13 protein-coding genes are annotated in these 9568 nt (G+C 65.2%); 4 read left to right on the forward strand and 9 right to left on the reverse strand.

The window, feature by feature from the left end; all coding sequences use genetic code 11:
* The first annotated feature begins 67 nt into the window (after nt 1-67).
* From BKY26_RS15455 to BKY26_RS15465, 3 genes are read left to right on the forward strand one after another with little or no spacing between them, the layout of a single operon-like run.
* The gene (locus tag BKY26_RS15455) at nt 68-403 is read left to right on the forward strand and encodes an ArsR/SmtB family transcription factor (RefSeq protein WP_071691288.1); all 336 of its coding nucleotides are present in this window, start codon (nt 68-70) and stop codon (nt 401-403) included.
* A gap of 2 nt (nt 404-405) precedes the next feature.
* On the forward strand, nt 406-840 hold the full coding sequence (locus BKY26_RS15460; protein ID WP_071691289.1) for an SRPBCC family protein: 435 nt from the start codon (nt 406-408) through the stop codon (nt 838-840).
* Nucleotides 841-859: 19 nt separating this feature from the next.
* Nucleotides 860-1171, forward strand: coding sequence for a YciI family protein (locus tag BKY26_RS15465; protein ID WP_071691290.1), 312 nt, complete (start codon nt 860-862; stop codon nt 1169-1171).
* Nucleotides 1172-1204: 33 nt separating this feature from the next.
* Here the strand turns inward: BKY26_RS15465 and BKY26_RS15470 are convergent, their stop codons facing one another.
* The 3 genes from BKY26_RS15470 to BKY26_RS15480 form a co-directional block, all read right to left on the reverse strand.
* Nucleotides 1205-2533 (reverse strand): MFS transporter, encoded by a 1329-nt coding sequence (locus tag BKY26_RS15470; protein ID WP_071691291.1) that lies wholly within the window; start codon nt 2531-2533, stop codon nt 1205-1207.
* A gap of 238 nt (nt 2534-2771) precedes the next feature.
* Nucleotides 2772-3761, reverse strand: a complete 990-nt coding sequence (locus tag BKY26_RS15475) for an NAD(P)H-quinone oxidoreductase (RefSeq protein ID WP_193600201.1) — start codon at nt 3759-3761, stop codon at nt 2772-2774.
* Nucleotides 3762-3764: 3 nt separating this feature from the next.
* On the reverse strand, nt 3765-4466 hold the full coding sequence (locus tag BKY26_RS15480; protein ID WP_083431482.1) for a COQ9 family protein: 702 nt from the start codon (nt 4464-4466) through the stop codon (nt 3765-3767).
* Nucleotides 4467-4580: 114 nt separating this feature from the next.
* Between BKY26_RS15480 and rpsU the strand changes: the two genes are divergently transcribed.
* Nucleotides 4581-4787: a 30S ribosomal protein S21 gene (gene rpsU, locus BKY26_RS15485; RefSeq protein WP_071673777.1), complete on the forward strand. Its 207-nt coding sequence runs from the start codon at nt 4581-4583 to the stop codon at nt 4785-4787.
* Nucleotides 4788-4972: 185 nt separating this feature from the next.
* On the opposite strand, the gene BKY26_RS15490 is transcribed toward rpsU, so the two are convergent.
* From BKY26_RS15490 to BKY26_RS15515, 6 genes are all read right to left on the reverse strand, one after another.
* The gene (locus BKY26_RS15490; protein ID WP_071691293.1) at nt 4973-5623 is read right to left on the reverse strand and encodes a hypothetical protein; all 651 of its coding nucleotides are present in this window, start codon (nt 5621-5623) and stop codon (nt 4973-4975) included.
* The gene (locus BKY26_RS15495) at nt 5620-5760 is read right to left on the reverse strand and encodes an aa3-type cytochrome c oxidase subunit IV (RefSeq protein ID WP_071691298.1); all 141 of its coding nucleotides are present in this window, start codon (nt 5758-5760) and stop codon (nt 5620-5622) included. Before BKY26_RS15495 ends, BKY26_RS15490 begins: the two co-directional genes overlap by 4 nt.
* A 94-nt stretch (nt 5761-5854) precedes the next feature.
* Complete coding sequence (locus tag BKY26_RS15500) at nt 5855-6685, reverse strand: endonuclease/exonuclease/phosphatase family protein (protein ID WP_071691294.1); 831 nt, start codon at nt 6683-6685, stop codon at nt 5855-5857.
* The gene (locus tag BKY26_RS15505) at nt 6685-7152 is read right to left on the reverse strand and encodes a DUF6173 family protein (protein ID WP_169829070.1); all 468 of its coding nucleotides are present in this window, start codon (nt 7150-7152) and stop codon (nt 6685-6687) included. Before BKY26_RS15505 ends, BKY26_RS15500 begins: the two co-directional genes overlap by 1 nt.
* Complete coding sequence (locus BKY26_RS15510; RefSeq protein ID WP_071691296.1) at nt 7149-8177, reverse strand: MBL fold metallo-hydrolase; 1029 nt, start codon at nt 8175-8177, stop codon at nt 7149-7151. Before BKY26_RS15510 ends, BKY26_RS15505 begins: the two co-directional genes overlap by 4 nt.
* A partial coding sequence (locus BKY26_RS15515; RefSeq protein ID WP_071691299.1) for an acyl-CoA dehydrogenase family protein occupies nt 8174-9568 on the reverse strand: 1395 nt, incomplete at its 5' end. The genes BKY26_RS15510 and BKY26_RS15515, both read right to left, overlap by 4 nt.

The raw sequence follows: 9568 nt of genomic DNA on the forward strand, positions 1-9568 counted from the left end.
GCTTTCGCACAGCAGCTGACAGGACTCTATTGACTCCTTTGTTAATTAACTATTATGTTATTCAACTATGGAGAGCACCCCCACCCCCCTCGCGCCCAAATTCGCGGCCCTCGGCGACCCCACAAGGCTGGCCATTGTCACCCGGCTGATGTCGGACGGACCACAAAGCGCCGGCCAGCTTCAGGATATTGCCGATATCTCCGCCCCGGCCATTTCCCGGCATCTCAAGGTGCTGCGCCAGGCCGGTGTCATCCGCCAGCAGATCGACGCGCAGCGGCGCATCTATTCAGTAGAGCCCGAGGCCCTTCAGGCCATCGCCAGCTGGACCATATCAAAACGGGAGTTCTGGGAGGGCAGCCTCGACCGACTTGCCCAGATCCTCGACAGCCAGAAGGAGAGCTGACTATGGCCGATCTCACCCTGACCCGCCACTTCGCGGCAACCCCCGAAAGGGTTTTCGAAGCGATCTCCCGGCCAGAGGCACTCTTGCAATGGTGGGGTCCCGAGGGGCTCCGGGTCGAGTCCGACACTCTCGACTTTACCCGGCTCGGCCCCTGGGGCTCGGTCATGATCAATGCAGACGGCGCGCGCTACAAGGTGACCGGCCAGGTCACCCATGTGGACCCGCCCCGATCCGTCGGCTTCACATGGGCCTGGCATGACGATACTGACACGCGCGGCCCGGAAAGCCATGTGACCTTTACCGTGGAACCGGACGGGTCAGGCGGCACATTGTTCCGTCTCTCTCATGTCGATCTCGCCGATGAAGATGCCGTCGCAAATCACAACACCGGCTGGAGCTCGTCGCTGACCAAGCTCGACGCCCTTCTCGCCACCTGACCCGAAGGAGATCCTCCCCATGTCCAAGTTCATTTTCGTCTATCACGGCGGCAAGGCGCCATCCGACCCAGCCGAGCAGGAGCGTGTCATGGCTGCCTGGGGCGCCTGGATGGGAAGCCTCGGCAACGCTCTCGTGGATGGCGGCGCGCCGGTTGGGCTGTCCAAGACCGTCAGCTCCGCTGGTGTGGCCGACAACGGCGGATCGAACCCTGTTTCGGGCTATTCCATCGTCGAGGCTGCCGATCAGGATGCCGCAGCCGGAATGGCCAGGACCTGCCCGATCCTTGACGATGGCGGCAGCGTTGAGGTCGCCGAGATCCTGCCCATGTGATGGACCCCAAGGGGCGGGAGCGTTCCCCGCCCCCTAGCCCTGAGGCGGCCAGTGTAGGTGTTCGTCATCAATGATGATCCGGTGGCTATGCCGCCGCGCGCCGCCATGGGCGCGCAGATGCGGGTGATCTGGCGGCAGATCCGGGTGGCTGTGTTCAATCACATCGCGGCGGCTGGCGGGCCAGACCCGCATGGCCAGCAGAACCGAACCGCCCGCCAGCAGGGCCAGCACGGCCAGCGTCGTCTCAAGCCCCAGCCACGGCCCCAACCACCCCGCCGCGGGATAGGCCAGCAGCCAGCAGGCATGGGACAGCGCGAATTGTGCCGTGAAGATCGCCGGCCGGTCCTCCTCATGGGCGGACCTGCGCAGCAACCGGCCCGAGGGCGTCATCACCGCCGAATTGCACAGGCCCAGAACCGCCCAGATCGCCAGCAGCAGACCCCAGCTTTGCCCCTCTCCTCGCAGAACCAGCGCGTAGCCAAACCCGATCAGGGCCAGCCCGGTTCCACCCGCCAGCATCACCGCCCGGTCGGCCAGCCATGTCAGCAACCGGGGCAGCGCCAGCGCCGCCGCCATGGACCCGGCCCCGAAGGCTGCCATCGCAATGGCCACTTCTCGCTCCCCTCCGTCAAATCGCCCCCGCACCAGGACCACCGTATCGACCAGCACGAAGGCGATGATGGCGGCGACGGCCATGTTCAGGGCCAGCAACCCCCGCAAGCGGGGCGTGGCAAGGTAGATGAACGTCCCGCGTGTCAGCCGTTCGCGGAACGGTCTCTGCGTTCCGCTGGCCCGCGCGGGCAGGGACACGCTCAGGATCAGGACCGCCGAAATCAGGAACCCTGCGACGGTTCCGACAAACAGCATCGAATAGCTGACAACCAGCAGCAGAAGCCCGGCAATCGTCGGGCTGAGCAGGTTTTCCAGATCATAGGCCAGCCGCGACAGCGACAGGGCGTTGGTATAGTCCGCCTCATCTGTCAGCACATCGGGGATGGTCGCCTGAAAGGCGGGCGTGAAGCTGGCCGATGCCGCCTGCAACACGAAGATCAGCCCGTAGATCTGCCAGACCCCGTCGATGAAGGGCAGCGCCAGCGCCACGCCGGCCCGGATCAGGTCCGCCCCCACCAGCACCGCCTTGCGTGGCACATGCGCCAATGCAGCGGCCAGAACAGGCGACAGGCCCACATAGGCCACCATCTTGATCGTCAGCGCGGTGCCCAGAACCGTGCCCGCCCGATCGCCCGCCAGATCATAGGCCAGCAGCGCCAGCGCCACGGTCAACAGCCCGGTGCCAAGTAGTGCCACGACCTGCGCCGTGAAAAGGCGAAGGAACACCGGATGTTTCAGAATGCGCAGCATGGTCGGTCACTCCTCGGACAGGGCCGTATGCCACGTATTCAGCGACAAATGCAGCCCGGCGGCAATCCCTGGTTCCGGCACGACGCACGGGCGCGACCCGCCTCCCGTTCGGCCCGGAGCAAGCCTCACCGGTCCAAACCTGCCCCCCCCTAACCCGTGGCAACGCGGCCCGAGGAGGGCTCCGAAGGAGCCTGACGAGAGCCGCTCCCGAGTCGACGACGCAGTCGGCGAAACCGCGTCAGCGGACCTTCAGGACGATCTTGCCGATATGGGCGGAGCTCTCCATCCGCGCATGGGCCCCCGCGGCATCTTCCAGCGGGAATTCGGAATCCATCACCGGCCCGATCTTGCCCGCCTCCAGCAGCGGCCAGACATTCGCCGCCAGTTCCGCCGCGATGCGCGCCTTGGCCTGTACGCTTTGCGGGCGCAGGGTCGATCCCGTCATGGTCAACCGCCGAGTCATCAGCTGTGCGAAATTCACCTCGGCCTTGGGGCCTTGCAGAAACGCGATCTGCACCAGCCGCCCGTCATCGGCCAGCGCCTTGAGGTTCTTCGCAATATAGGGCCCACCCACCATGTCGAGGATCAGGTCCGCGCCGCCCATTCCGCGCAGCACCTCCGCGAAATCCTCCTCGCGGTAGTTGATCGCCCGTTCCGCGCCCAGATCCTCGCAGGCGGCGCATTTCTCTGCCGATCCGGCGGTTGCGAAGACCCGCGCGCCGAATTCCCGCGCCAACTGGATCGCGGTCGTACCGATGCCCGACGATCCACCATGGACCAAAAACCGCTCCCCCGCCTGCAAGCCCCCACGCATGAAGACGTTGGACCAGACGGTGAAGAAGGTCTCACACAGCGCCGCCGCGCGGTCCATCGCCATGCCCTGCGGCACCGGCAGCGCGTGGTCGGCAAAGGTCAGCACGTATTCGGCATAACCGCCGCCCGGCAGCAGTGCCGTTACCTTGTCACCCACCTGCCACAGGGACACGCCCGGCCCCACGGCGGCCACGGTCCCCGCCGCCTCCAGCCCCGGCAGGGGCGAGGCATCGGCGGGCGGCGCGTAGCTGCCCGCCCGCTGCAGCGCGTCGGGGCGGTTCACGCCGGCATAGTCCACCGCGATCAGGATCTGCCCGGCACAGGGCAACGGCACCGGCACCGTCACCGGGCGCAGCACCTCCGGCCCGCCGGCTTCCGTGATTTCAACCGCGCGCATCGTCTCTGGCAGGCTCATCGTTTATCCTTCCCCCTGACCGTCGTTCCGGCCCCAATGTCCCGGCATGTCGGCCATGCCCCCTTTCGACGGCGGCTTCAAATGGCTCAGCAGCCATTCCGGCCCCGCCATCAGCGGTTTCAGCAGCTTGCTGTCCCGCGCCTGCGCCTTGAACTTCTCGAAGCGCATCACATCCTCGATCCGCCGGTCGAGGAAGGCCCAGGTCGCCTCGTGCCCTTCGGAGTGATCCCCAAGCCAGTAGAGCACGACCGAGGAATAGACCCCCGACAGCGTCATGCGCTTGGTGTACCAGTTGTAGTCGTTGCTTTCGTCGCCGATCGCAGTCCAGATCTTGTCGGCGGTTTCCCACAGCGCCTTGGCCCCGTCGCCCGCATGAATCGGTAGGGCGAACAGCGTCGTGCCGCGCCGCACCGCTTCCTTATCCATCTCCATCGCTTCCAGCCGGATGCGAATCGCGTGCGTGATCTTTTCGCGGATCTTCATGCCCGCCAGCGCCGCAGGCGTCAGCGCCGCCACCATCGCGTCATCGCCGCGCCGGTGAAACGCCAGCGCAAGGTCGACCGGTCCGCGCGGGAACAGCGCCCGCACCTCGCCCGCATCGGCGCCGGTGTCCGCGATTGCAGCGGTAAGCGTGGCCTCGGACCAGCCATCAAAGACGACATGCAGCAGGGCGGCATCGAGAATTTGGTGTTTCAGATCTTGCATCGGGGTCTCCTTTCGGGACGCGTGGCAGATGCTGGACATATAGCCGGGCTTTTGCTAAACGGCCACCTCCTGCAAATTCTTGCAACTCCAACTTAGAAAGGTGGTGAAAACCACATGCAGGTTAGCGTTCGTGACAACAATGTCGATCAGGCCCTCCGGGCTCTGAAGAAAAAGCTGCAGCGTGAGGGTGTTTTTCGTGAGATGAAGCTCAAGCAGCATTACGAAAAACCGTCCGAGAAAAAAGCGCGTGAGAAGGCCGAAGCAATTCGCCGTGCTCGCAAGCTGGCTCGGAAGAAAGCGCAGCGCGAAGGGATGCTCTAAGCACCGTTCAGGCTTTGCGAACCAAGGGGCGGCTTGCCGCCCGAACGACGCCCCCGCGCCACCCGGCCCGGGGGTTTTTCTTTGGCAGCATATTCCAGATCAGTCTTGCAGCGATGAAGGTGCAAGAAAACACCCCGCGACCGGATGGTGCGGGGTGCGAAAGCGGTCAGACCTGGCGGCGACGGTCAGCCCCCATCTGCGATGATCTCGGCCACCCGCTGATTGCGCAGTTCCACCGCCGCCTGTCGCGCCAGAATCTCGCGGTTGTTGTCGGAATCATCGTCATAGACCCGCTCTTCGCGCACACCGGGGATTTCCGCGAAGGATTCCATGGTCCGGCGTGGGAAGTAGGATCGCTGGATGTGGCCCCATCCGGGAACCTGGCTGAGGATATGCGAGATCGAGAAGGAACACTGCGCCTTGGGTACCGCGCCGTAGGACAGCACCGCCTGGCTCAGCTGTGCGGCAATGGCGGGTGTCACTTCCACCTCCTGCACCACGACGTGGTAGGTCTCGCGCGCGTGGTAATCCATGTAGAAGTCATGCAGTTGCGGGCTCATCCCGAAGAACACGTCATTGCGTTCGGGGGCCTGCGGGTGGTGCCACGTGCCAGCCGGATCGAACAGCAGCCGCTGTTCCCCGTCGATCATAAGAGCGGAATGGCCACCAGCCCCCGAGGTGTTCGAGATCATGGTATAAAGCGTCACCGTCGGCGGACCGGCGGGAACGTAGCGGGCGCGCGCAACGGCTTCGTCGGGCGCCCAGACCGGTTCCGCGCCACAGGCGGCCAAGCCGAGCAGGAGCCCGAGGGCCAGAAACGCGCGCCGGAAGATCATTGGAAGAACACCGCCAGGATCACCACCACGACCAGACAGGCAATGATGCTGTTGGTCAGGAATTTCACGAAGCCGTTGAAGGTTGCTTCCTGCTCACGGATCTCCATTTCACCGTGCTTGTGGGTGTTGTCTGCCATCGGGTCTGTCCCCATTCGTCCTGTGTGTTGCGTTGCGATTCGAATTAGACGATTTCGCCGCGCCTGTCACGGGCTTCACCCCCTTGTAGCGGCCTTATGTGACCGTTTTACCCGGCTCTCGGGGCTCTATGGTCAGCAACAGCGGGCAGTGGTCCGACACCTCCGGGTTCCGCACCACGTCGAACCCGGCCTCCGCCAGAGAGGCGCTGACCAGCATGTAGTCGGCAAACTTGCCCGGCTTGGGATAGAGCCCGGTGCGTGTGCCGTCATGGCCCCGTCCGGTGACCAGATCGCGCAGCCCGATCCCGGCCAGAATATCGAAGGTGGCACTGTCAGGCAGAACATTGAAATCGCCGCAGGCCACAACGTCATCTCCTGGCTCGGCAAGGCCTTGGATCAGGGCCGCAAGACGCTTCGCCTGCGCAAGCCGTTCGGGGGTATCGCCCTTGCCGGACAGATCACGCAGCCCGTGCATGTGAACGACGGTCAAAGCCCGGTCGCGGACATGGTCCCAGACCCGGACGCCATGGGCATTCCTGGACCGTGGATGGTCCCCGAACCCATGCGCCCCATAACCCTTGTGAACGAACTTTTGCACCTGCCCGATCACCGGCACCGTCCGCCGCACGAACGTCGCCAGCCCCCATTGCGAGGGCACCGGGCGGTCCCCGTCCCACAGCACACCCTGCGCGGCCGGGCAGAACTGGCACGCATGATCAGGCAGCGCGGCGGCAACATCGCGGTACAGGTTGGCGCGCTGATTCAGTACATGATCGCCGTCCCGATAGGTCAGCCAATCCTTGTCGCTTTCGGGGCTGTGGGTCACCTCTTGCAGGCACAGAATGTCTGGGGACGCGTCCGCAAGATACGCGATCAGCGCATCATGCAGCTTGCCGCCCCAGGCATTCAGGCACAGAACGCGCATCAGCCCTCGGCCTCGGCCTCCAGATCGCCGGCCAGCCGGAAACCGATCCTCTGGGCGGGCCGGTCGGGCAGTTTCGGCAGGGCGCGCAGGGTGACGTTCAGCTGGCTGACATGCTGGATCATCTGGGTTTTGATGCCCACATCGTCGCTGCCGTAGAAGGTCAGGATATCGGGACCGAAGAAGCCCATCCCCTCGATCCGCATCACGCCGCTGTCGGACCCGGTAAAGCCCATGGCGACCTCGTGCTCCGCATCCAACTGCTTCTCGAAATTCTGGATGTAGAGAATGATCCGTTCATAGGCCCATTCGGCGGGCGATTTCTCTTCCACCGGTTTTTCCTGCACTTTCGCGGGCAGGGGCAGTTGCTCGGGCGTCGGCGGGGTGCAGGGGTCGCAATGCACAACGCCCGCATCTGGCAACGCTGCTGCCTCCATGGCCTCGGCCGATGTCTGGATATCCTGTGTCACGTCCCCTCCCTGAGTTGCCATAGCCACGCGCCGTCCTCCCGTTTCTTGCGCGTGACCTCGCCCAGGGCAAGCAGATGATTGAGATGGGCCATGGCCTCGACCAGCGCCAACCCATAGGTGCCTTCGCCGATCTGCCTTTTGAACAAGGGCAGAAAGCAATCGGAAGCAACGCGGGGCCGGTCCAGATGCTCACGCAGACGTGACAGGGCGCCGTGGTGGTTCTCGATCAGCTGGTGCATCCGGTCGGGCAGCCCGGTGAAGGGCAGCTTGTGGCCGGGCAGGACAAGCTGGTCGGCCCGGGCGAAGCGCGCCAGGTGGCCGCAGCTTTCGATCCAGTCCGCCACCGGGTCGGCCATCGGCTCGGTCGCGTAGACGCCGAGGTTGGGGGAAATCGACGGCAGCAGTTGGTCGCCCCCCAGAACCAGCGGTTCATCCCGGCACCACAGGGTGGCATGTTCCGGCGCGTGGCCATGGCCGATCCGCACGTCCCAGTCCCGCCCGCCGATGCGCAGGTGGTCGCCCTCGCGGATGCGGGTGTAGCCAAGCGGCATGGGGGCCACGACATCGGCGAAGTTGAAGGGCCGCTCCGCCGCGCGTCTGGCGTAGATCTCCGCGTCCATCCCCGCGCCGCGCCAGAAGGCAAGCGTTTCCTCGGTCGGCGCTTCCTGCACATCGAGCACCAGCATCCGCGCCATCAGCCAGGCGGTGCGGGTGGTGATCAGCTCCGCCCCGCGCGACTGGAACCAGCCCGCCAGCCCCACATGATCGGGATGGTGGTGGGTGACGATGACACGCGCCACGGGAAGGCCGCCAAGCGGCCCGGCCAACGCGGCTTCCCACAATGCCCGCCCTTTGCGGCTGTCGAACCCGGTATCGACGATGGTCCAGCCGTCCGCGTCCCGCAGGGCGAAGATATTCACATGGTCCAACGCCATCGGCAGCGGAGAGCGCAGCCAGAGAATGCCCTCGGCGACCTCTATGGCCTCGCCGGGGGCGGGGGGTGTCTCAAACGGGTATCGGATCACGCCGCGAACTCATCCGCGCTGAGGGCATAGACATCCTCGGCCCCGGCCAGCGCTTGCGTCAGCAGGCCATGGGCCTCGGGCAACAACCGGCCAAGGAAGAAGCGCGCCAGTTTCGTGCGTGGACCATCGCCACCCTCGGCCAGCGACGCCTTGAGGTGATAGTGCCCGCCCAGAACCCGCGCCACGCCCATCAGATAGGGCACCGCGCCCGCGAACCGGTCGTTCATCTCCATGCCGACCAGCGTTTCCGTCGCCGCGCGCAGCGCGGTCGCTGACGCCGCCAGCCCGGCGTGATCGCCCGCCGTCGCCGTCGCATCGACCTCATCGAGCAGCGCGAACATCGCCGCGCCGCCATCCATCATCTTGCGCGCCACAAGGTCCATCGCCTGAATGCCATTGGTGCCCTCGTAGATCGCCGTCACCCGCACGTCGCGCAGATACTGCGCCGCGCCCGTTTCCTCGATGAACCCCATGCCGCCATGCACCTGGATCCCCAACTGGCTGACCGCGATCCCGGTCTCCGTGCCATAGGCCTTGGTCACCGGCGTCAGCAGCGCCGCGCGCGCCGCCCAAGCCGCATCGCCCGTGGCGGTCGCCATGTCGATCGACACCGCGTTGTCCAAAGCGATGGACCGCGCCGCGAAAATCTCCGCCTTCATCTGCATCAGCATCCGGCGCACATCGGCGTGGTCCAGAATGGTGCCCGTACCGCCCTCCACCGGGCTGCGCCCCTGCTTGCGCTCCAGCGCATAGGCCAGCGCGTGCTGATACGCGCCCTCAGCCGCACACAGCCCCTGAACGCCCACACCAAGCCGCGCATTGTTCATCATGGTGAACATCGCCGCCATGCCGCCATGAGGTTTGCCAACCATCCAGCCGCGTGCCCCATCGAACTGCATCACCGCAGTGGGGGACCCATGCAGGCCGAGCTTGTGTTCCAGGCTTACCACGTTCAGGCTGTTGCGCTCGCCCGGATTGCCATCGGCATCGGGGATGAACTTGGGCACCATGAAGAGGCTGATCCCCTTGGTCCCCGGCACCCCGTCGGGCAGCCGCGCCAGCACCAGATGGCAGGTATTGGCAGTGAAATCATTGTCGCCCCAGCTGATGTAAATCTTCTGCCCCGTGACCGCATAGGTCCCGTCGCCATTGGGTTCCGCCTTGGATCGCAGCGCGCCCACATCCGACCCGGCCTGCGGTTCGGTCAGGTTCATCGTCCCGTTCCACTCGCCCGAAATCAGCTTGGGCAGGTAAATCGCTTTCAACTCATCGCTCGCGTGATGTTCCAGCGCCTCGATCTGGCCCTGGGTCATCAAGGGGTTCAGCTGCAATGACAGGCAGGCCGACCCCACCATCTCATTGACCGCCGTCGTCAAAGCCATCGGCAGGCC

Source organism: Nioella sediminis (assembly GCF_001879695.1).
GTDB classification, from domain to species: domain Bacteria; phylum Pseudomonadota; class Alphaproteobacteria; order Rhodobacterales; family Rhodobacteraceae; genus Nioella; species Nioella sediminis.

Bases quoted from the DNA above. Each gene is read 5' to 3' on its own strand.
- BKY26_RS15495 (WP_071691298.1), bottom strand. From the start codon at position 5,760: ATGGCAGACAACACCCACAAGCACGGTGAAATGGAGATCCGTGAGCAG.
- BKY26_RS15470 (WP_071691291.1), bottom strand. From the start codon at position 2,533: ATGCTGCGCATTCTGAAACATCCGGTGTTCCTTCGCCTTTTCACGGCG.
- BKY26_RS15475 (WP_193600201.1), bottom strand. From the start codon at position 3,761: ATGAGCCTGCCAGAGACGATGCGCGCGGTTGAAATCACGGAAGCCGGC.
- BKY26_RS15460 (WP_071691289.1), top strand. From the start codon at position 406: ATGGCCGATCTCACCCTGACCCGCCACTTCGCGGCAACCCCCGAAAGG.
- BKY26_RS15465 (WP_071691290.1), top strand. From the start codon at position 860: ATGTCCAAGTTCATTTTCGTCTATCACGGCGGCAAGGCGCCATCCGAC.
- BKY26_RS15480 (WP_083431482.1), bottom strand. From the start codon at position 4,466: ATGCAAGATCTGAAACACCAAATTCTCGATGCCGCCCTGCTGCATGTC.
- BKY26_RS15455 (WP_071691288.1), top strand. From the start codon at position 68: ATGGAGAGCACCCCCACCCCCCTCGCGCCCAAATTCGCGGCCCTCGGC.
- BKY26_RS15500 (WP_071691294.1), bottom strand. From the start codon at position 6,685: ATGCGCGTTCTGTGCCTGAATGCCTGGGGCGGCAAGCTGCATGATGCG.
- rpsU (WP_071673777.1), top strand. From the start codon at position 4,581: ATGCAGGTTAGCGTTCGTGACAACAATGTCGATCAGGCCCTCCGGGCT.
- BKY26_RS15490 (WP_071691293.1), bottom strand. From the start codon at position 5,623: ATGATCTTCCGGCGCGCGTTTCTGGCCCTCGGGCTCCTGCTCGGCTTG.